Here is a 21,054-nt window from a genome sequence, read left to right as displayed (position 1 = left end):
AAATACATGAAATATGCATTAGGGCCATTGTTGTACTTTTGGCCAAAGCAAGATGTAGAGAGCTTCTACGAACAAGCAAAATCAAGCTCTGCCGATATTATCTATCTAGGCGAGAGTGTGTGTTCTAAGCGCCGTGAGATGAAACCTGCTCATTGGTTTGATATTGCTAAAGAGCTCAGCGCATCGGGTAAGCAAGTGGTGCTATCCACTATGGCACTACTCGAAGCGCCGAGTGAAGTGAATATCATGAAGAAGTACATCGATAACGGTGACTTTGCGATTGAAGCCAATGACGTATCCGCTATCCAACTTGCCAGTGAAAGTAAGGTACCATTTGTCGTAGGGCCAGCGGTGAACACCTACAACGCTCGCACGCTACAGTTGTTTGCTAAGCAAGGCATGATTCGTTGGTGTATGCCAGTGGAACTGTCACGCGAATGGCTAGAAAACGCCATGAACCAAGCAGACGACTTGGGCATTCGTGGTCAGTTCGAGGTGGAAGTATTTAGCCACGGTTATTTACCGCTCGCGTATTCTGCACGCTGCTTCACTGCTCGTGCAGAAAACCGCGCAAAAGATGACTGCGAAACCTGCTGTATTAAATACCCGACAGGCCTCCAAGTAGAGAGCCAAGAGGGCCAGTCGGTGTTCAACCTAAACGGTATCCAAACGCAATCTGGTTATCAGTACAACCTAATCAACGATCTTAAGTCGATGGAAGGCTTGGTCGATGTTGTACGTCTGAGCCCACTTGGACTGGATACCTTTGCTGAGGTTGACCGCTTCAGAGCCAATGAAGACGGCAGTAACCCAGTCGCCTCACTCGACCGTCAGTGCAACGGTTACTGGCATCAGATTGCTGGTCTCGATATTAAACAGATCTAGTCAAAGCAAATCCAATACAAAGGGCCTCGCTATTCGCGAGGCCCTTTAGTTTCAAAAGATTAAGCCGTCGCTGCGGTATAGCCATTGGTTTGCAGCTTACGTATGTCACGCCAGATAATCACGCCAACCACCAGGCTCAGCGCGACGTTTGACAACGGGTAAGCAATCCAAACGCCAGTGACTCCCCAGAGTTTTGGCATCACATAAAGAAATGGCAATTGAATCAGCATGTTCCCTAAGGTAACAAATAGCGCCTTTCTGCTGTAGCTTATCGCTTGATAGTAAGCGGCGGCAACGACTAGAAATCCATCTAAGAACATCGAGAAAAGATGTAATCGTATCCCCATCACCGTATGTTCAATAAGCTGCGGTTCTGATGAGTTAAATACCGATACCGCCTGATACGGGAACAGATTTAACAATCCGATAAATGCAGCCCCACCGACAACTGAACTTAGCATGGCGACATTAAACAGCTTACGCATATTATCTTCACGGCGCGCACCGTAGTTGTAGCTCAGCAGCGGTTGCATCGCATTGGCAATGCCTTCGGCAATCAAATAGTAGAATGCGACGATATAACCAAGTATCGCATAAGCCCCGACTAAGGTAACCGAACCATACTCTGCAAAGAGTGCATTATGTATCGCCACCATAAATGAGCCATAAGCGTACATAAAGAAGCTCGCCACGCCGATCGAAAAGATCTTGGGCAGCAAATGGAACTGAAACTTAAAGTCCTTCAGTGTTAAGCGCATTTTGGCTCTAGACGTAAAGAAATAGCCAATACCTAAAACAGTGACCACAGCTTGGGCGATAGCGGTTGCGAGAGCAGCCCCTGTTAGCTCCCACCCTAATAAAGCAATGAACCAATAGTCTAGAGCGATGTTGATCACCGCACCCAGCACCATGAGCAAAGTCGCCATATTAGGGCTATCGTCATTACGCAGCAGAAACGGGACAGCGATGGAGCCAAGCGCAAAGACGCCACCGACAATGAGTATATCGAGATACTGCATTGCCAACTCATACATGCGCCCCTGCGCGCCCTGAAGCAATATCATATCATCCGCAAATTGCCACAAAGCAATCGCGACAATAGGGCTTAGCGCGAGCAAGGCCATCATACCGGTTGCCAATGCCTGTTTAGCACCCGCAAGGTCATTCTCACCCTGCTTGATGGAAGCCAAAGCGCCCGTGCCCACGCCGACCATCATCCCAAGTCCAAGGATGACACTGATAACAGGCCAAGCGACATTGATACCCGCGAGCCCCTCCCCACCCATATACTGGCCAATGAATATCCCATCCACGACTTGATACAAGCCGTTGACGAGCATGGCGGCAATGGTTGGGATCGCATAGCGCCAAAACTGTTGATAGATTGATTTTTGTTCCATAACGACTTTACTACGGTTTTATTGTTATCAGATGGCTCATCCAGAACCCTATTCTGGCCTCAGAGCCTTTGTCAGTAGCTGGTTGAGCGAAGCAAACTCACTCTGTGAGAGGTTTACTTTTAGTTTTTCAGCAACGGCGCCGTAAATCTCCGTTTCTGATGCCAAAGGAATGCGAGCCTTCTCAGTAAGTATCACTCTTTTCGCGCGAGCATCATCTGGGCATGGTAGACGCTCCACCAACCCTTTCTTTTCCAACCGCTTAACCATGTTGGTTGCTGAAGGTTTAGACACCTCTAACTCCTTGGCGAGGTCGGTAAGGCGTATTGGTTCTAACGAACCCTGTACCGTCTTCAAATAGTCATACTCATTAAAACTAAGATGCGAGAGTGGATCTTCCTTACAGTAACTACGCCAGACCTTAGCAGTCAGTCGCTCCATTTTCTCTAAATTGACTTCTATAGACATTCACATTACTTATTAATTAGCATGGCTAACTATTTTAGGGCGATTAGAAATAAACTTCAACGCATAAAAAAACACCAGCCAATGGCTGGTGTTTTCGAATTCAACGTGTCTCAGAAAATTAGGCGTCGCTAGGCTCTGCGTTCACTTGCTCTTCTTGCTGTTTCTTCGCTTCTTCTTGTTGTTGAGCTCTAACGATTTCAAAGATTTTTGTCAGCTCTAGGAATGCGTACTTATGCTCTGCAAAATCATAGACGTTTTGGGCGATTGCCAACTTATAGAGCGATACGGCTGTTGGGAAATCACCGTCGATTTGATGACGCTTCGCAAGATAGAAGTACACTTCTGTCAAACGCTCTGCCAATACATTGTTGTCTCGGCTGCTTGCCAAAATCGCTTGGAAGGCCTGCTCTTCCGATACTTGATCTAACATCAGCGCGACCAAGATCCAGCCCCAATCTTTATTGCGAGATAGATATTGCTTATTGAGGTTAATCGCAGCTTCTGATGGACTCGCTTCACGAGAGATGATGTAAAGCCATAACGCGCGGTATGGATCTGATGGCTCTTCTTGGTAATAACGCGTCATGCCTTCGATAGCGAGAGGGATACGGTCCCCGTAGTAAAGTGCGATCGAGCGGTTGCGAAGCGCGTAAGAGTTGGCAGGATCCAGCTCTAAACTTGAATCAAATGCTTCATAGGCTGAATCAAAATCACCAATCTGCGTGAAGTATTGGCCAACTTGGTTGAACACCACTGGCTGAGCAGGATTAAGCTGAAGCGATTGGTTAAAATCAAGTTGCGCCAAATCACGCATACCTAGACTATTGAAATAAGAACCACGCTCAAAGTGCATTTTAGCACGCACGTCATTATCAAGATCGCTGCGTTGAAGTAGCTGAGTCAGTCTTGCAACCTGTACTTCATATTGAACATTGGCTTGCAAAGGCACTGCCATTGGTGGGTTTAACCACTGCTGATCTTGCGTTGATGAGTTGGATGCACAACCCGTCACGACGGCCACTAAACTCAATCCTAAGATTCGAAACCACTTCACTATATTCTTCTCCTTAATGCCTACTATCGCTAAGCGTAACTGACGGCTTTTATTAAATTTTTTTGCCGTGCTGCTTTAATGGTATAGCAGGTAATTTCCTTCGCGCACTAAAAAAGGGGGCGATTGCCCCCTCTTTATAGCATGCTTTTAGACGCAATGGTCTAGAAATGCGAATTATTCTGCGTCAGGTGCCGCTTTTTCATTCGCAGCTTCCGCTGGCTGTTCTACCGCTTCTTTCATGCTTAGACGTACACGGCCTTGGCGGTCGATTTCAAGTACTTTAACTTGAACTTCTTGGCCTTCTTTCAGGTAGTCAGTCACTTTCTCAACACGCTCTTGAGCGATTTGAGAGATGTGTACTAGACCATCTTTACCTGGAAGAACCGTTACGAATGCACCGAAGTCAGCTAGACGAGCAACTTTACCCGTGTAGATCTTACCAACTTCAACTTCTGCTGTGATAGCTTCGATACGAGCGATCGCATCTTTCGCTTGGTCACCGTCAGTCGCCGCGATCTTGATAGTACCGTCGTCTTCGATCTCGATAGTCGTACCAGTTTCTTCAGTTAGCTGACGGATAACCGCGCCACCTTTACCGATAACGTCTTTGATCTTGTCTGCGCTGATCTTCATTGTGTGGATACGTGGAGCGAACTCAGAGATCTCTTCACGAGCACCAGAGATCGCTTCATCCATTACAGAAAGGATGTGCTTACGTGCACCTTGCGCTTGGTTAAGAGCAATTTGCATGATCTCTTTAGTGATACCTTCGATCTTGATGTCCATTTGAAGTGCAGTGATACCAGTGTTAGTACCTGCTACTTTAAAGTCCATGTCACCTAGGTGGTCTTCGTCACCAAGGATGTCAGAAAGTACAACGAAGTCGTCGCCTTCTTTAACAAGACCCATTGCGATACCCGCAACAGAAGACTTGATTGGAACACCTGCATCCATAAGAGCTAGAGACGTACCACATACAGAAGCCATTGAAGATGAACCGTTAGATTCAGTGATTTCCGATACAACACGAACTGTGTATGGGAATTCTTCAACAGAAGGCATTACTGCTGCGATACCGCGCTTAGCCAGTTTACCGTGACCGATTTCACGACGCTTAGGAGAACCTACAAAACCCGTTTCGCCCACACAGTATGGAGGGAAGTTGTAGTGTAGTAGGAAGTGATCTTTACGCTCACCAGTTAGCTCATCGATGATTTGAGCATCACGCTGCGTACCAAGAGTCGCAGTTACTAGCGCCTGAGTCTCACCACGAGTGAACAGTGAAGAACCGTGAGTACGTGGAAGAACGCCAGTGCGTACATCCAGTGCACGAACCATGTCTTTTTCACGACCATCGATACGTGGGTTACCCGCGATGATGCTGCGACGTACAACTGTCTTCTCTAGATCGTGGAAGATAGTGTGGATTTCTTTCGTGTTCGCTTCTGGATCTTCAGCAAGAAGAACATCGTTCACTTCTGCTGCAATCGCGTGAATGCGATCGTAACGAGCCATCTTTTCAGTGATTTGGTACGCTTCAACTAGCTTAGCTTCCGCTAGCTCTGCGATACGCTCGTTAAGAGCCGTGTTCTCTTCTGGAGCAACCCAATCCCAAGCAGGAGTAGCAACTTCAGCTGCAAACTCGTTGATTGCAGTGATGACAGTTTGCTGTTGGTCGTGACCGAACACAACTGCAGATAGCATTTCTTCTTCAGTTAGGTTATCAGCTTCTGATTCAACCATTAGTACTGCAGATTCAGTACCCGCAACAACAAGATCAAGCTTAGATGTTTCTAGCTCAGTGTTGCTTGGGTTAAGAACAAGCTGACCGTCGATGTGACCAACACGTGCTGCACCGATAGGACCGTTGAACGGGATACCAGAGATAGCAAGTGCTGCAGACGTACCAATCATTGTTGGAATGTCTGGCTGTACGTTCGGGTTAACAGAGACAACCGTTGCAATAACCTGAACTTCGTTTTTGAATGCATCTGGGAATAGTGGACGGATTGGACGGTCGATTAGACGAGCTGTCAGTGTCTCACCTTCAGATGGACGACCTTCACGCTTGAAGAAGCCACCTGGAATTTTACCTGCCGCGTAAGTACGCTCTTGGTAGTTAACTGTAAGAGGGAAGAAGTCTTGACCTTCAACCGCTTCTTTTTTACCAACAACAGATACGAATACTGCTGTATCGTCCATTGTTACCATTACAGCTGCAGTAGCTTGACGTGCGATAACGCCTGTTTCTAGCGTCACAGTGTGGTTGCCGTATTGGAACGACTTAACAACTGGTTTTTCGAACATTGTATTTCCTTTTTTCTGGAGCGAGTCCAGACCATTTGATTGTGCGCTCAATGCATTACAAATCGCGACTAGTTCAAACAAACTTAACTCTAAGCAGCGAGTTCTATGCCGCTAAAAGCGAGCAAATGTGCTTGGAATAGTCGCGACCCTGCGGTCGACAAAATGGACTGTAATGTACTGAGCAGATTGTGGCTAAACGGATATGCTTTAGACAACTCTGTTTAGACGGGACGTAGTATAAACTACTTAGTGGAAGTTTTGCCATTAACTAAAGAATTTAGCTAACAAAAAAGGGGCATATAGCCCCTTTTAACAAACTTTCTATGCAGACGCTGATTAGCGACGTAGGCCTAGACGTTTGATTAGGTCTTGGTAGCGAGCTAGGTTTTTACCTTTTAGGTAATCTAGAAGCTTACGACGACGAGAAACCATACGTAGAAGACCACGACGGCTGTGGTGATCGCCTTTGTGTGCTTTGAAGTGACCTTGTAGGTGGTTGATAGAAGCTGTAAGTAGAGCTACTTGAACTTCTGGTGAACCAGTGTCGCCTTCGCCTTGTGCGTATTCTGCAACGATTGCTGCTTTAGTTTCTGCATTCAGAGACATAATTCTCTCCTAATAAGAGTAAGTTTAAAATTTGTAGCAGCCAATCTCTGATTCAGCCGCTACGCGAAGCGCGAATTATAGGGAATAATTCTAGCTAGAGCAAGGAGTATTCGTCGCTCTATTGAGTACTTCTTCCTCACGGAAAACAACGAGTCGCTTAGGTGCAAGCTTGGCATCGTCATTCATCGCGCCAACGCCGATGAATAAACGCTTTTCACCCATGGTCATGCGTACTGGCGCATCGACTGGTAAGCCTGAAACCTGCACTGGCTGACCATGCTGAAGCAAGTCACCAAGCTCAGGTGATACATTCACTTCTTGAAGGTCTTGTACTGCGCTGTCCATTGGCATTAGCAGTGGATCAAGCAGCTCTCGCGGCTGACGCTCTTCACGCTTTGCCTGTTCGAATAGCTCGTTAAGCTGCTCTAGGGTCACCATGTTCTCATAAGGGTACTTAGCAACCGCCGTACGACGCAGCATAGTCACGTGCGCACCACAGCCTAGCATTTCGCCCAAATCATCGACGATAGTACGGATGTACGTGCCCTTCGAGCAGTGTACTTCCATCTCTACTTCGTCACCTTCAAAGCGATGTAGGACGATTTCATACACAGTGATCTTGCGCGCCTCACGCGGTACTTCGATACCTTGGCGAGCGTACTCATAAAGTGGCTTACCTTGATATTTCAGTGCTGAGAACATTGACGGCACTTGATCAGACTCACCACGGAACTTATCGATGCATTCATCAAGAAGCTCTGGAGTGACGTTGATATCGCGAGTTTCAACCACTTCGCCATCAGAGTCAGAGGTATTGGTGCGCTCACCAAGTTTAGCGATCACGCGGTAGCGCTTGTCTGAATCCAATAGGAATTGCGAAAACTTGGTGGCTTCGCCCAAGCAAATTGGCAGCATGCCAGTTGCTAGTGGGTCAAGAGCACCCGTGTGCCCTGCTTTTTCAGCAAAGTAGATACGCTTTACTTTTTGCAGAGCATCATTCGATGAGATACCGGTAGGTTTATCTAGAAGGATAACGCCGTTGACTGGACGTCCCTTGCGACGTCTAGCCATTACTGCTCTTCTCCCTCAGCGCCGTTTTCTTCGCTACGACCAGCTTCGTTTTGCTTACGCTTGTCTTCGTTAACCACTTCGCTCACTAGATTAGACATACGCATACCTTCAACAAGCGTGTTGTCGTAGTGGAAACGTACTTCTGGCGTTAGACGTAGGCGAATGCGCTTACCTAGCATCATACGAATATGAGCTTCGTGCTCACGAAGTGCTGCTAGGCTAGATTCAGGCGTTTGCTCGCCCACACATAGGAAAGTGACGAATACTTTTGCGTATGCTAGGTCACGAGACACTTCTACGTCTGAAATCGTCACCATACCTAGGCGAGAATCGCGAACTTCGCGTTGAAGGATAAGAGCAAGCTCTTTTTGTAGTTGCTGCGCAACACGTTGTGTGCGGCTAAATTCTTTTGACATTTCTTTTCTCACTATAGAAAGAATGGGGGGATGGTAAATACCAGCCCCCCATGGCGTATTCAACAACCATCAATACTCAAGTTAAAAACTGAGTAGCGATTTTGTCAATTAGTCTAGAGTACGTTTGATTTCAACGATTTCGAATACTTCGATTTGGTCGCCAACGCGAACATCGTTGTAGTTCTTAACGCCGATACCACACTCGTAACCGTTCTTAACTTCTTGAACGTCATCTTTGAAGCGGCGTAGAGATTCTAGCTCACCTTCGTAGATTACAACGTTATCACGCAGTACGCGGATAGGGTTGTTACGCTTGATAGTACCTTCTGTCACCATACAACCCGCGATTGCGCCAAGTTTTGGAGACTTAAATACGTCACGTACTTCTGCAAGGCCGATGATTTCTTGCTTGAACTCAGGAGCAAGCATACCGCCCATTGCTTGTTTCACTTCGTCAATCAACTGGTAGATGATTGAGTAGTAACGTAGGTCTAGGTTTTCAGTTTCAACAGCACGGCGAGCAGATGCATCAGCACGTACGTTAAAGCCTAGGATGATAGCGTTAGAAGCTGCTGCTAGTACTGCATCAGTTTCTGTAATACCACCTACACCAGAACCAACAATGTTCACTTTAACTTCATCAGTAGACAGTTTCAGTAGAGAGTCAGAGATTGCTTCTACAGAACCCTGTACGTCCGCTTTTAGTACTACGTTTAGTTCAGCAACATCACCAGCAGCCATGTTAGAGAACATGTTCTCTAGTTTCGCTTTTTGCTGACGTGCTAGCTTAACTTCACGGAATTTACCTTGACGGTAGTTCGCTACTTCACGTGCTTTACGCTCATCACGTACAACTGTTGCTTCGTCACCTGATGATGGAACACCAGATAGGCCAAGGATCTCAACTGGGATAGATGGACCAGCTTCAGTCACTTCTTTACCTAGCTCGTCACGCATCGCACGTACACGGCCGTATTCTTGACCACAAAGTACGATGTCGCCTTTACGTAGCGTACCAGATTGAACTAGAACTGTTGCAACTGGACCACGGCCTTTATCTAGGAATGATTCAACAACCACACCAGATGCCATGCCGTCAGCAACTGCTGTTAGCTCAAGTACTTCTGATTGAAGTAGGATAGCTTCTAGAAGACCATCGATGTTAGTACCTTGTTTCGCAGAGATGTGAACGAACATGTTCTCACCGCCCCACTCTTCAGGGATAACGTCGTACTGCGCCAGCTCGTTCTTAACGTTGTCTGGGTTCGCGTCTTCTTTATCGATCTTGTTCACTGCAACAATCAGAGGAACACCCGCCGCTTTCGCGTGTTGGATCGCTTCGATTGTTTGTGGCATTACACCATCGTCTGCAGCTACAACTAGAACAACGATATCTGTCGCTTGAGCACCACGAGCACGCATTGCGGTAAACGCCGCGTGTCCAGGAGTATCAAGGAAAGTAATCATGCCGTTTTCAGTTTCTACGTGGTATGCACCAATGTGCTGGGTAATACCACCCGCTTCGCCTGAAGCAACGTGAGTACGACGGATGTAGTCAAGTGTCGATGTCTTACCGTGGTCAACGTGACCCATGATAGTTACAACAGGAGCACGAGAAACGGCCTCTGATGTTTCATCACGATCAGACAGCACTGCTTCTTCCAGTTCGTTCTCTTTACGTAGAACAACTTTGTGGCCCATTTCTTCAGCAACAAGCTGTGCAGTTTCTTGGTCGATAACTTGGTTGATAGTCGCCATTGCGCCCATCTTCATCATCACCTTGATGACTTCTGTTGCTTTAACAGACATCTTGCTTGCTAGCTCAGAAACAACAACGGTTTCGCCGATAACAACATCTTGCTTAGCAACCTGAGCTGTCTTATCGAAGCCGTGCTGCATAGACGTAGGCTTAGCCAGTTTGCCTTTCTTACCACGTTGGTTACGACCGCCACGACCGCCGCGGTTGTCTTCTTGTGGGCTCGCCTTCTTCTTACGACGGCGAGGTGCTTTTTCTTCTTTACGGTCTTGAGCATCTTCTGCTTCACGAGCGTATTTAGAAGTGGTGGTGTGGTAGTCACCCTCTTCTTTTGGTTTCTTCTCTTCAGCAGTCCAACGAGCTTCGTTTTCTTCCGCTAGTTTGCGAGCTTCTTCAGCTAGACGAGCCGCTTCAGCTTCCGCCTTACGTTGCGCCTCTTCTTCTTGACGACGTTTTAGTTCGTCCGCTTCTTTCTTCGCTTCAGCATTCTTTGCGTTCATTTCTTTCTTAGCCTTTTCCGCTTCTTCGCGCTTAGCAGCATCTGCTTCAGGTTGCTCAGCCTCACGTTTAGCTTTTTCCTCTGCTAGACGTTTTTCTTCGGCTTCGCGCTGAGCTTTCTCTTCTGCTTCACGCTGTGCTTTCTCTGCAGCTTCACGTTTGGCTAGCTCTTCGGCTTCACGTTGGGCACGCTCTTCCGCCTCACGATTTGCTGCTTCCTCAGCTTCACGTTTTGCTTGCTCGTCGATCGCACTGCGCTTGACATAAGTGCGCTTCTTGCGCACTTCTACTTGTACATCTTTGCTCTTACCGCCACCGGCAGAAACAGACAGAGTGCTACGAGTTTTACGCTGCAGCGTAAGACGAGTAGGCTCTGACTCACCAGATGTATCACCATGTTCTTTCTTAAGGTGAGTGAGAAGCGTTTGCTTCTCTTCATCGTTCACCTGATCGCTTTCTGATTTCTTCAGACCAGCATCAGCAAGTTGTTCAATTAGGCGTTCAACTGGCGTACCAATCTCTTCGCTAAGTGCTTTAACCGTAAGTTTTGTCATGCAACTACCTCCTTGCTGATTATTATTCTTCGTCGCCGAACCAACAGATGTTACGTGCAGCCATGATTAGCTCACCTGCGCGCTCTTCTGTTAGCCCTTCAATGCCCTCTAGCTCATCGACACCTTGATCTGCAAGGTCTTCAAGAGTAGCTACACCTTTTGCAGCCAGTTTAAATGCCATTTCACGCTCTAGACCTTCTAGTCCTAGTAGGTCTTCAGCTGGCTCAACACCTTCGAATGACTCTTCCTGAGCAAGAGCAAGTGTCGTTAGGGCATCTTTTGCACGGCTACGAAGCTCTTCTACAAGCTCTTCGTTTAAGCCGTCGATTTCCAGAAGCTCGTTAACTGGCACGTAGGCCACTTCTTCTAGAGTTGAGAAGCCTTCCTCAACAAGCATTTCCGCGAAGTCTTGCTCGATGTCTAGGTGCTTCATAAAGTTTTCGATAGAAGCTGATGCTTCTTCTTGGTGTTTCTTCTGAAGGTCTGCAACTGTCATTACGTTCAGTTCCCAACCTGTAAGTTGAGATGCAAGACGTACGTTTTGACCGCTACGACCGATAGCTTGCGCTAGGTTATCTGCTTCAACTGCGATGTCCATTGCGTGCGCATCTTCATCAACGATGATAGAAGCAACGTCTGCTGGTGCCATTGCGTTGATAACAAACTGAGCTGGGTTATCGTCCCAAAGAACGATATCGATACGCTCACCGCCAAGCTCACCAGAAACCGCTTGTACACGTGCACCACGCATACCCACACACGCACCCACAGGGTCGATACGCTTGTCGTTTGTTTTCACAGCGATCTTCGCGCGAGAACCTGGATCGCGCGCAGCGCCTTTCAGTTCGATTAGCTCTTCAGCAATCTCTGGCACTTCCACACGGAACAACTCAGCAAGCATTTCTGGCTTAGAACGAGTAATGAATAGCTGGAAACCGCGAGCTTCAGGAGCCACTTTGTAAAGAAGACCACGTACACGGTCACCTGGACGGAAGTTTTCACGTGGAAGCTGGTCATCGCGTAGGATCACGGCTTCTGCGTTGTTACCAAGGTCTAAAATGATAGTGTCACGGTTAACTTTCTTAACCACACCTGTCACCAGATCGCCTTCGTTGTCGATAAACTGCTCAACGATTTGCGCGCGCTCAGCTTCACGTACTTTCTGAACGATAACTTGCTTCGCTGTTTGCGTCGTGATGCGGTCAAACGTTACTGACTCGATTTCTTCTTCTACGAAGTCGCCTAGTTCAACAGATTCATCGTCATACTGCGCAGCTTCGATAGAAATTTCTTTCGTTGGGAATTCAACTTCTTCTACTGCCATCCAGCGACGGAAAGTTTCAAATTCGCCAGTTTTGCGGTCAATAGCAACACGAACTTCAATTTCCATTTCGTGTTTTTTCTTTGTAGAGGTCGCCAATGCAATCTCTAGCGCTTCAAAGATACGCTCACGAGGAACAGCTTTCTCGTTAGAAACTGCTTCTACTACCGCTAAAATTTCTTTACTCATTTATCTAGCCTCTAAGCTTTTATTATTAGGGACCTAAAATTTAGGGATAAGGTTAGCTTTTGAAATGTTGCTTAGCGCCATTTCTTCTTCGTTACCATCAGCAAGGATGGTCACTGTCTCGCCTTCAATAGATTGGATGACACCTTTCCATTTACGACGGTTGCCGACAGCCATTTTTAGAACGATGCTGACCTCGTGACCAATAAATTGTTGGTAATGTGCTGCTTTGAAAAGTGGTCTTTCTAGGCCTGGTGAAGACACCTCTAGGTTATAAGCCACCGTAATTGGGTCTTCGACATCCATTACTGCACTTACTTGATGACTTACTTCTGCGCAAGCATCAACAGTAATACCATCTTCATGGTCGATATAGATTCGAAGGGTAGAATGCTCACCTGCACGGATGAACTCTAAACCAACAAGCTCGTAGCCAATTGCCTCAACAGGCGCTTCGAGCAATTCTGTAAGTTGTCTTTCTAAACCAGTCATTTAACCACTCCAGAAACAAAAAAAGGGCATATAGCCCAATTTAAATTCCAAGCACTTGTATTTGCGGCCTTTTAAAAAGCGCAAATAACAAAAAACCCCGATAGTCGGGGTTTTTTGTTGCTGGACCCTGATCATCGAGAAAAAATAACACCCTAAAAAGATAGTTGGTGTTTCCTCGATGTGCAGTGATTTTTTCACACTGCTAAACTTGCAATCCATCAACACTTAGAAAGTATTGGTTGCGGGGGCCGGATTTGAACCGACGACCTTCGGGTTATGAGCCCGACGAGCTACCAAGCTGCTCCACCCCGCGTCCGACGTGCTGAGCATTATACGCTCAACAACCTGTATTACAAGTTTATAAATAATGGTGCCGAGAGAGGGACTCGAACCCTCACACCAAAGGCACTAGCACCTCATGCTAGCGTGTCTACCAATTTCACCATCTCGGCATCTAAGCTTTTCGATTCGTTAGAATCAATCGACTTATTGAGGGATCTCGTCGCTGTTTTCAGCTGGAACATCACTCGCTGCATCAGCTGCTTGCTCAATCACTTGACCTTGAGTAGGGTCAACCCATTGAGACTCACCTTTGTGAGTGTACATGTTGCCAAGTACTAAGCTGATAACAAAAAATACGATTGCAAAAATTGCAGTCATTCGGGTTAGGAAATTTCCTGAGCCACTAGCACCAAACACTGTGTTTGAAGCGCCAGCACCGAATGAGGCTCCCATATCTGCGCCTTTACCTTGTTGAATCAACACTAGGCCAATAACACCAAGCGCAGCCAACAGGTAAATCACAAGTAGAACTTGAATCATGTGTCCACCTATGTTCCTAATTGTTGAGCCAGCGCCGCTTTCCTTGCTGTACGCACTGAAAACCTGGCTATGACCTCCTAAGCGAAGGCGGTGGCAATACTAGCGAATGCCGCACTGACTGACAAGAGAAAAATGACAAAAATCTTTCGCCGAGCAACCGAACGCTCAAAAAAAGGGCAAAAGAACAATTACCGATAAGAATAAGCGAGTAATCATATAAAAAATAAGCAAGAACCAAAAGAACTAATTTGGTTCTTGCTCATGCTAAACAGTCTCTATTTAGCAGTTTTCTTTTACGATATCAGCAATGTATTGTGCTGACTGATTCACTAGCGCGTCATCCTCGCCTTCAACCATAACACGCAGCAGTGGCTCTGTGCCCGATTTGCGAAGTAGTACACGACCTTTATCGCCAAGATCCGCTTCCGCTTTCGCTACCGCCTGTTTTACAGCTTCTGCTTCTAGCGGGTTTGCATCGCCACTGAAACGAACGTTAATCAGCACTTGTGGGTAGAGCGTCATGCCACTTGCAAGCTCATTGAGCGACATCTTCGCACCAATCACAGAAGCAAGCACTTGCAGCGCAGCCACGATAGCATCACCCGTCGTCACTTTATCAAGCAGGATAACGTGACCTGAGTTTTCTGCACCGATGCGCCAGTCACGCTCAAGCAATTGTTCCATGACATAGCGGTCACCAACGGCTGCGCGAACGAATGGGATTCCAAGCTGCTTAAGACCATTCTCCATACCTAGGTTGGTCATTAGAGTACCGACAACACCACCTTTTAGCTCGCCACGACGTAATGCGTCACGGGCAATAATGTAGGCAATTTGGTCACCATCTACTTTGTTGCCTAGGTGATCGACCATGATGATGCGGTCGCCATCACCATCAAAAGCAAGGCCAAGGTCGGCTTTTTCTTCAACCACTTTTGCTTGTAGAGCTCGTACGTCCGTGGCACCCACTTCAGCGTTAATGTTGGTACCATCTGGGTCAACACCAATAGAAATTAGCTCAGCGCCAAGCTCTTTAAATACTGAAGGTGCAATCTTATAAGTGGCACCATGAGCACAATCGATAACAATTTTTAGACCTGCTAGGCTCAAATCGTGTGGGAAGGTGCTCTTACAAAACTCGATATAACGACCCGCAGCATCGGTCAAACGACTTGCTTTACCAAGCTCAGCCGATTCAACACACTCAATCTCTTTGTCCAGCTCTTCTTCAATCGCTAGCTCAATTGAGTCCGGAAGTTTCGTTCCCTCAGAAGAGAAGAACTTAATGCCGTTGTCATAATATGGGTTATGCGAAGCAGAAATAACGATGCCAGCTTCCGCGCGGAAAGTCTGCGTTAGATAAGCCACTGCAGGAGTTGGCAATGGACCAGTGAAGATGGCTTTTAGACCCGCTGCAGAAAGACCCGCCTCTAGTGCCGATTCCAACATATAGCCAGAGATACGCGTGTCTTTACCGATGATCACTTTCTTTGTGCCTTGCTTCGCAAGAACACGACCCGCAGCCCAGCCTAGTTTAAGTACAAAGTCAGGTGTAATTGGGTATTGACCCACTTTTCCACGAACACCGTCGGTACCAAAATAACGTCGTTGTGACATTCTATTTCCTTATTCGTTTTTATAAATTTGATTGCATCATCTGGACGATTTTCATCGCCTCAACGGTTTCCACCGCATCATGAACGCGGATAATCTGTGCCCCTTTCGCGGCAGCGAGCGTCGCACAGGCAAGGCTTCCCGCTAAACAATCCGCGGGGGCTTTATCTAACAATTTGAAAATCATTGATTTACGCGACATACCAGCAAGAATAGGCAATTCAAATTGATGGAATTTATCTAGATGCGCTAGCAGATGATAATTATGTTCGAGTGTTTTGCCAAATCCAAACCCCGGATCTAAGATGAGTTTATCACGAGAAATGCCGGCTGCTTCGCACGCAGAGATACGTTCTTGTAAGAATTCCGCCACGTCTTTCAAAAGATCCTCATAGGTCGGATTCATTTGCATAGTGCGCGGCTGGCCTTGCATGTGCATCAGACAAATCGGCACTCCTGCCTTAGCCGCCACTTCTAAAGCGCCCGGTTCTTGAAGTGCACGGACATCATTAATGATATCCGCCCCCGCCTCTACCGCTTGACGCATCACTTCTGCCTTACTCGTATCGACAGAAATCCATACGTCATGTCGTTCACGGATGGCTTTAATGACTGGGATAACACGCTTTAGCTCTTCTTGTAGTTCAACATCTGGCGCTCCAGGGCGCGTTGACTCGCCACCTACATCGACAATGGTAACCCCAGACGCAACCATAGCGTCAACTTGTTCAAGCGCGGCATCAACCGAATTGAATTTCCCACCATCGGAGAATGAGTCTGGCGTGACATTGACGATGCCCATGACTTGGGGCGTATCGAGAGAGAGTGTTTTGTTGTTTGCTTGTAAAATCATAACTGCTTTAAACGACAAAAGCCCCGAGCTAGGCTCGGGGCTTAATCACAAGTGGTTACTCTGAGTCTTTCTTAGTTGGCTCAGAAGACACGTTTTCTGCCTTTGTTTCTGAGTCAGCGGCTGGCGCAGCTGGCTCTTCTGCTTTAGGCTCTGGCTTAGCCTCTGCCTTTTCTTGCTGCGCTGCCGCTTGGTCAGCCCAGCCTGCTGGCTCACGAATATCCGATTTTCGCTCCATCAGGTCATCAATCTGACCTGCATCGATGGTCTCGTATTTTACAAGCGCATCTTTCATGGCGTGCATGATATCCATGTTGTCTTCGAGTATCTGCTTAGCACGATCGTAGTTTCGGTCAATCAAGAGACGAACTTCTTCGTCAATCAGTTTCGCCGTTTCACCCGATACGTGTTTCGTTTGAGTTACGCTACGACCTAGGAACACTTCACCTTCATCTTCCGCGTACAGTAGAGGACCCAATTTTTCAGAGAAGCCCCACTGTGTCACCATCTTACGAGCGATATCTGTCGCACGTTCGATATCGTTTGATGCGCCTGTCGATACCTTGTCTTTACCGTAGATAAGTTCTTCAGCTAGACGGCCGCCGTATAGACTTGAGATCATCGACTCAAGGTGCTGACGAGACATACTCACACGGTCTTGCTCTGGTAGGTACATAGTCACACCCAGTGCACGACCACGTGGGATAATAGATACCTTGTACACAGGGTCGTGTTCAGGAACCAGGCGACCAACGATGGCGTGACCCGCTTCGTGGTATGCCGTTGATTCTTTGGTTTCTTCAGAAAGCACCATAGAGCGGCGCTCTGCACCCATCATGATCTTGTCTTTCGCTAGTTCGAACTCAACCATAGACACGTTGCGTTTGTTACCACGCGCTGCAAACAGAGCAGCTTCGTTAACTAGGTTAGCAAGGTCTGCACCAGAGAAGCCTGGGGTACCACGTGCGATCAAAGATGGCTCAACGTCTGACGCTAGAGGTACTTTACGCATGTGTACTTTCAAGATCTGTTCACGACCACGTACATCAGGTAGACCAACCACAACTTGACGGTCAAAACGACCAGGACGAAGTAGAGCTGGGTCAAGTACGTCAGGACGGTTAGTTGCCGCAATAACGATGATACCCTCGTTACCTTCAAAACCATCCATCTCTACGAGCATTTGGTTAAGGGTTTGCTCACGCTCATCGTGACCACCACCAACACCAGCGCCACGCTGACGACCTACCGCATCGATTTCATCGATGAAGATGATACAAGGTGCTGCTTTCTTCGCTTGTTCAAACATGTCACGTACACGAGATGCACCCACACCCACGAACATTTCTACGAAGTCAGAACCAGAAATCGTAAAGAACGGTACCTTCGCTTCGCCGGCAATCGCTTTAGCAAGAAGCGTTTTACCAGTACCTGGAGGACCAACCATTAGAACACCCGTTGGGATCTTACCGCCCAGCTTCTGGAAGCGGCTTGGATCACGTAGGTAGTCTACGAGCTCTTTAACGTCCTCTTTTGCTTCGTCACAACCTGCAACGTCAGCAAAGGTAGTTTTGATCTGTTCTTCGCTCATCATGCGAGCTTTACTCTTACCGAACGACATAGCGCCTTTACCGCCGCCGCCTTGCATCTGGCGCATGAAGAAAATCCAGACACCGATAAGAAGAATCATAGGGAACCACGAGATGAAGATAGTGCCAAGCAGGCTCTGCTCTTCCGGTGGCGTACCCGAAACTTTCACGTTTTGATTAATTAGGTCATCAAGAAGTTTTTGATCATAAACTGGCATGTAAGTCACAAAACGACCGCCACCGCCACGACGAGTAAAGGTTATCTCGCTGTCTTTGAATTGAGCTTCTTGAATCTGGCCATTGCCAACTTCCTGTACGAACGTGGTGTAATCTACCGCTCGGCCGTTACTTTCTCCCGGCCCAAAGCTTTGGAATACCGACATCAACACAACGGCGATGACTAACCACAAAATTAAATTCTTTGCCATGTCACTCAAGGTGTCAGCCTCTCGATAACTAATTGTAATTAAAGGTAGGGTACTACAGTTTTTAGGCTGTAGCTACATTGTTAATTTTGTCTTTGTAAACTAATGTTCAGCCTTTGAAACCATTAGCCACAATAAACACCTCACGAGAGCGAGCTCTAGATGAGTCAGGCTTGCGAATCTTCACAACTTTGAAGGCTTCACGTACCTGTTTTACGTATTCATCAAACCCTTCGCCTTGGAACACTTTCACGACGAAACTGCCGCCAGGTGCTAAAGTTTGATGACACATATCTAATGCTAGTTCAACAAGATACATTGCTCTAGGCTGATCGACAGATAAGTTTCCTGCCATGTTCGGAGCCATATCAGACATTACTACGTCGACCATATCCGGTTGGATTCTTTCTAGTAGTGCATCGAGCACCGCTTCTTCACGAAAATCGCCCTGAAGGAAGCTCACACCAGAGATAGGATCCATTGGCAACAAGTCACAGGCAATCACCTGTCCTTCGTCGCCAACGACTTTAGCTGCGTATTGAGACCACCCACCAGGAGCAGCACCAAGGTCAACCACAGTCATCCCAGGTTTCAGTAGCTTATCTTTATTTTGAATCTCTTCAACCTTAAAGATAGCACGTGAACGATAGCCTTTTCGTCTGGCCTCGTTGGCATATTTATCATCGAAATGCTCTTTTAGCCAACGACCAGAACTGGCCGAATGTTTTTGCTTACTCATTCAATTTCCAACTCGATAAGGGCAAGCCCTTAGAATAAAGTATAGTCTTCGTCATTAGATGGCGTTAAAATACGACTTTTCAACCCTAATAGTAAATAAATTTGGCCGCGTTATGAACCTAAGCACCAAACAAAAACAGCACCTAAAAGGCCTAGCACACGCACTGAAACCCGTTGTGCTTATGGGCGCAAATGGACTAACAGAGGCTGTTCTAGCGGAAATCGAAATCGCTCTTGACCACCATGAACTGATTAAAGTGAAGGTGGCGTCAGAAGACCGTGAAACTAAACTGCTGATTATCGACGCAATTGTGCGCGAAACGAAAGCGGAGAAAGTTCAGGTTATCGGTAAGACTCTTGTTCTTTACCGTCAGTCAGAGCAAAAGAAAATCGAACTGCCACGCAAGTAATTTGTTGATCAGTTGATTTTATAGAAACAATTTGTTTCAAAGTGGAAAAGGTCGCATCTGCGGCCTTTTCATTTTTCTGACAAGGGGTATCTGTCAAACAAGTACGACGCCACCATCATGCAGGCACAAAAAATGTATGGTCCGCCCCGTTATTGCAACTACAATTTAGTAATAACGGAGTTGGTTTGCGCTAATGATGAAATGGTCTCCCCCTCCCACTAACGGCGTCATATTGCGCCAAAATAGAACTAGTTCTATTTTATCAGAAATAAGGGGAAGACCATGATTAAGCGTAAAACAATAGGCCTCGATTTAGCAAAAAATAGTTTCTTCTTTGTGGTTTTGAACGAGCATGGAAAGCGGGTAACCCGAAAGAAGTTAAGCAGAAACCAGGTACTACCATACTTGGCAAACCTAGATCTGTCAGTCGTTGCTATGGAAGCTTGCTCCTCAGCCCATTACTGGGGGCGTGAGATTAGAAAACTTGGTCATGATGTTCAACTTTTGCCGCCTCAGCATGTTAAAGGTTATTTACGTGGTCAAAAAAATGATTACAACGATGCTCAAGCGATAGCTGAAGCCTCGCAACACGGAGCTATGCGAACGGTCGCGATAAAATCAATTGAACAACAGGATCAGCAAAGCATCCTTCATATGCGCCGACTTTTAAATGTCGAACGAACCAGGCTAATTAACCATATCCGTGGGCTTTTGAGTGAATACGGTATCGTCATAGCCCAGCGAGCCTCTACGGTTAAAAAAGAAGTCCCCAGAATACTAGAAGATGCTGAAAATGAGTTGACTAATGTGTTTCGCCAATTTCTTAACCGTCAATATTTGCGATTGCTTGATATCGAGAAAGAACTGAGTGCGTATCAGGATTATATAGAAGCCACTGTTAAATCGAATGATACTTGTCAGCGTTTAATTACAATGCCTGGTGTCGGTTCTATCGTAAGTATTTCCTTAACCTCTTGGATGGGAGATGGGTATCAGTTTAAGCGCGGCAGAGATGCTGCGGCAGCTTTAGGATTAATCCCCCGTCAAAACAGCACTGGAGGAAAAAATGTCTTACTGGGTATTAGTAAAAGGGGTGACTCCCACCTCCGCTCTTTAGTTGTTAACGGTGCAAGAGCTGTAGTTGCTCATGCTAAGAAGAAGACCGATAAGCTTAGTATCTGGATTAACCGCTTGGTTGAGCAAAGAGGCTTTAATCGAGCTGTTATTGCGTTCGCGAACAAAATGTTACGGATGGCGTGGGTAATTGTGACTAAGAAACAGGAGTATAAACCAATCGAAAAGTTAGCAGGTTGCTAACTCTTTAATCTGAAATTTTTAATATCACCAAATTTGTGTGATTAGCATTTAAGATGAGACACAGGTCAAACCGACGTACCCAAAACCTGACGAATACATCGGATATTAAGTCCGAGCTAATGATTAGTAGGATGGTACGTGCGAATGATTCATCAAGGTCCGAAGTTATAGCTTCAATATGAGAGACCGAATATATGACCGCTAACCTGTCCCTATCATCGAAATGCTGCTTGCGCAAATGGGGGAGACCATATATGTATTCGGAGTCCACGTTGGGA

General features: G+C 46.7%; 18 protein-coding genes and 2 tRNA genes. 3 read left to right on the top strand and 17 right to left on the bottom strand.

All coding sequences use genetic code 11. The features are described from left to right. Positions 1 to 6 precede the first annotated feature (6 nt). The gene (locus AC6I8U_RS03125; RefSeq protein ID WP_446567807.1) at positions 7 to 885 is read left to right on the top strand and encodes a U32 family peptidase; all 879 of its coding nucleotides are present in this window, start codon (positions 7 to 9) and stop codon (positions 883 to 885) included. A 59-nt stretch (positions 886 to 944) separates the two neighbouring features. Here the strand turns inward: AC6I8U_RS03125 and AC6I8U_RS03120 are convergent, their stop codons facing one another. From AC6I8U_RS03120 to rlmE, 17 genes are all read right to left on the bottom strand, one after another. Then, entirely contained in the window at positions 945 to 2,285 is a 1,341-nt protein-coding gene (locus AC6I8U_RS03120) for an MATE family efflux transporter (protein ID WP_498017728.1), read from the bottom strand. A gap of 48 nt (positions 2,286 to 2,333) precedes the next feature. Further along, positions 2,334 to 2,750 (bottom strand): MarR family winged helix-turn-helix transcriptional regulator, encoded by a 417-nt coding sequence (locus AC6I8U_RS03115; protein WP_394150798.1) that lies wholly within the window; start codon positions 2,748 to 2,750, stop codon positions 2,334 to 2,336. A 118-nt stretch (positions 2,751 to 2,868) separates the two neighbouring features. Beyond that, entirely contained in the window at positions 2,869 to 3,804 is a 936-nt protein-coding gene (gene nlpI, locus AC6I8U_RS03110; protein ID WP_498017727.1) for a lipoprotein NlpI, read from the bottom strand. Between the two features lie 174 nt (positions 3,805 to 3,978). Beyond that, complete coding sequence (gene pnp / locus AC6I8U_RS03105) at positions 3,979 to 6,111, bottom strand: polyribonucleotide nucleotidyltransferase (protein ID WP_234495247.1); 2,133 nt, start codon at positions 6,109 to 6,111, stop codon at positions 3,979 to 3,981. A gap of 336 nt (positions 6,112 to 6,447) precedes the next feature. Further along, positions 6,448 to 6,717, bottom strand: coding sequence for a 30S ribosomal protein S15 (gene rpsO / locus AC6I8U_RS03100; RefSeq protein ID WP_005380094.1), 270 nt, complete (start codon positions 6,715 to 6,717; stop codon positions 6,448 to 6,450). Positions 6,718 to 6,807: 90 nt separating this feature from the next. Beyond that, entirely contained in the window at positions 6,808 to 7,788 is a 981-nt protein-coding gene (gene truB / locus AC6I8U_RS03095) for a tRNA pseudouridine(55) synthase TruB (RefSeq protein WP_498017726.1), read from the bottom strand. Beyond that, complete coding sequence (gene rbfA / locus AC6I8U_RS03090; RefSeq protein WP_498017725.1) at positions 7,788 to 8,204, bottom strand: 30S ribosome-binding factor RbfA; 417 nt, start codon at positions 8,202 to 8,204, stop codon at positions 7,788 to 7,790. Before rbfA ends, truB begins: the two co-directional genes overlap by 1 nt. 108 nt (positions 8,205 to 8,312) lie before the next feature. Continuing rightward, entirely contained in the window at positions 8,313 to 11,012 is a 2,700-nt protein-coding gene (gene infB, locus AC6I8U_RS03085; RefSeq protein WP_234495244.1) for a translation initiation factor IF-2, read from the bottom strand. 22 nt (positions 11,013 to 11,034) lie between these two features. Further along, positions 11,035 to 12,522, bottom strand: coding sequence for a transcription termination factor NusA (gene nusA, locus AC6I8U_RS03080; protein WP_234495243.1), 1,488 nt, complete (start codon positions 12,520 to 12,522; stop codon positions 11,035 to 11,037). Positions 12,523 to 12,555: 33 nt separating this feature from the next. Continuing rightward, positions 12,556 to 13,011, bottom strand: a complete 456-nt coding sequence (gene rimP / locus AC6I8U_RS03075) for a ribosome maturation factor RimP (RefSeq protein ID WP_042473583.1) — start codon at positions 13,009 to 13,011, stop codon at positions 12,556 to 12,558. 236 nt (positions 13,012 to 13,247) lie between these two features. Then, positions 13,248 to 13,324: transfer RNA gene (locus tag AC6I8U_RS03070), tRNA-Met, on the bottom strand. Positions 13,325 to 13,379: 55 nt separating this feature from the next. After that, positions 13,380 to 13,463, bottom strand: a tRNA-Leu gene (locus AC6I8U_RS03065). A 34-nt stretch (positions 13,464 to 13,497) separates the two neighbouring features. Then, positions 13,498 to 13,833 carry a preprotein translocase subunit SecG gene (secG, locus tag AC6I8U_RS03060; RefSeq protein WP_042473582.1) on the bottom strand — a complete coding sequence of 112 codons (336 nt, stop codon included), beginning with the start codon at positions 13,831 to 13,833 and terminating at the stop codon, positions 13,498 to 13,500. 279 nt (positions 13,834 to 14,112) lie between these two features. Next, positions 14,113 to 15,450 (bottom strand): phosphoglucosamine mutase, encoded by a 1,338-nt coding sequence (glmM, locus tag AC6I8U_RS03055; protein WP_234495242.1) that lies wholly within the window; start codon positions 15,448 to 15,450, stop codon positions 14,113 to 14,115. 19 nt (positions 15,451 to 15,469) lie between these two features. Continuing rightward, positions 15,470 to 16,300, bottom strand: a complete 831-nt coding sequence (gene folP / locus AC6I8U_RS03050) for a dihydropteroate synthase (RefSeq protein WP_498017724.1) — start codon at positions 16,298 to 16,300, stop codon at positions 15,470 to 15,472. 55 nt (positions 16,301 to 16,355) lie between these two features. Continuing rightward, the gene (gene ftsH, locus AC6I8U_RS03045; protein WP_498017723.1) at positions 16,356 to 18,323 is read right to left on the bottom strand and encodes an ATP-dependent zinc metalloprotease FtsH; all 1,968 of its coding nucleotides are present in this window, start codon (positions 18,321 to 18,323) and stop codon (positions 16,356 to 16,358) included. A 97-nt stretch (positions 18,324 to 18,420) separates the two neighbouring features. Next, complete coding sequence (gene rlmE / locus AC6I8U_RS03040) at positions 18,421 to 19,050, bottom strand: 23S rRNA (uridine(2552)-2'-O)-methyltransferase RlmE (protein ID WP_498017722.1); 630 nt, start codon at positions 19,048 to 19,050, stop codon at positions 18,421 to 18,423. A gap of 112 nt (positions 19,051 to 19,162) precedes the next feature. Between rlmE and yhbY the strand changes: the two genes are divergently transcribed. Both yhbY and AC6I8U_RS03030 read left to right on the top strand, forming a co-directional pair. Beyond that, the gene (gene yhbY, locus AC6I8U_RS03035; protein WP_042473875.1) at positions 19,163 to 19,459 is read left to right on the top strand and encodes a ribosome assembly RNA-binding protein YhbY; all 297 of its coding nucleotides are present in this window, start codon (positions 19,163 to 19,165) and stop codon (positions 19,457 to 19,459) included. A 282-nt stretch (positions 19,460 to 19,741) separates the two neighbouring features. After that, positions 19,742 to 20,776, top strand: coding sequence for an IS110 family RNA-guided transposase (locus AC6I8U_RS03030; protein WP_498017721.1), 1,035 nt, complete (start codon positions 19,742 to 19,744; stop codon positions 20,774 to 20,776). The last annotated feature ends 278 nt before the right edge of the window (positions 20,777 to 21,054 follow it).

The organism is Vibrio sp. KUL80 (assembly GCF_059725495.1).
The sequence above is the reverse complement of the archived record's forward strand: the minus strand, read 5'-3'. Positions and strand labels throughout refer to the sequence as shown.

Bases quoted from the DNA above. Each gene is read 5' to 3' on its own strand.
- yhbY (WP_042473875.1), top strand. From the start codon at position 19,163: ATGAACCTAAGCACCAAACAAAAACAGCACCTAAAAGGCCTAGCACAC.
- rlmE (WP_498017722.1), bottom strand. From the start codon at position 19,050: ATGAGTAAGCAAAAACATTCGGCCAGTTCTGGTCGTTGGCTAAAAGAG.
- rbfA (WP_498017725.1), bottom strand. From the start codon at position 8,204: ATGTCAAAAGAATTTAGCCGCACACAACGTGTTGCGCAGCAACTACAA.
- secG (WP_042473582.1), bottom strand. From the start codon at position 13,833: ATGATTCAAGTTCTACTTGTGATTTACCTGTTGGCTGCGCTTGGTGTT.
- AC6I8U_RS03030 (WP_498017721.1), top strand. From the start codon at position 19,742: ATGATTAAGCGTAAAACAATAGGCCTCGATTTAGCAAAAAATAGTTTC.
- nusA (WP_234495243.1), bottom strand. From the start codon at position 12,522: ATGAGTAAAGAAATTTTAGCGGTAGTAGAAGCAGTTTCTAACGAGAAA.
- AC6I8U_RS03120 (WP_498017728.1), bottom strand. From the start codon at position 2,285: ATGGAACAAAAATCAATCTATCAACAGTTTTGGCGCTATGCGATCCCA.
- folP (WP_498017724.1), bottom strand. From the start codon at position 16,300: ATGATTTTACAAGCAAACAACAAAACACTCTCTCTCGATACGCCCCAA.
- truB (WP_498017726.1), bottom strand. From the start codon at position 7,788: ATGGCTAGACGTCGCAAGGGACGTCCAGTCAACGGCGTTATCCTTCTA.
- rpsO (WP_005380094.1), bottom strand. From the start codon at position 6,717: ATGTCTCTGAATGCAGAAACTAAAGCAGCAATCGTTGCAGAATACGCA.
- pnp (WP_234495247.1), bottom strand. From the start codon at position 6,111: ATGTTCGAAAAACCAGTTGTTAAGTCGTTCCAATACGGCAACCACACT.
- AC6I8U_RS03125 (WP_446567807.1), top strand. From the start codon at position 7: ATGAAATATGCATTAGGGCCATTGTTGTACTTTTGGCCAAAGCAAGAT.
- AC6I8U_RS03115 (WP_394150798.1), bottom strand. From the start codon at position 2,750: ATGTCTATAGAAGTCAATTTAGAGAAAATGGAGCGACTGACTGCTAAG.
- rimP (WP_042473583.1), bottom strand. From the start codon at position 13,011: ATGACTGGTTTAGAAAGACAACTTACAGAATTGCTCGAAGCGCCTGTT.
- infB (WP_234495244.1), bottom strand. From the start codon at position 11,012: ATGACAAAACTTACGGTTAAAGCACTTAGCGAAGAGATTGGTACGCCA.
- glmM (WP_234495242.1), bottom strand. From the start codon at position 15,450: ATGTCACAACGACGTTATTTTGGTACCGACGGTGTTCGTGGAAAAGTG.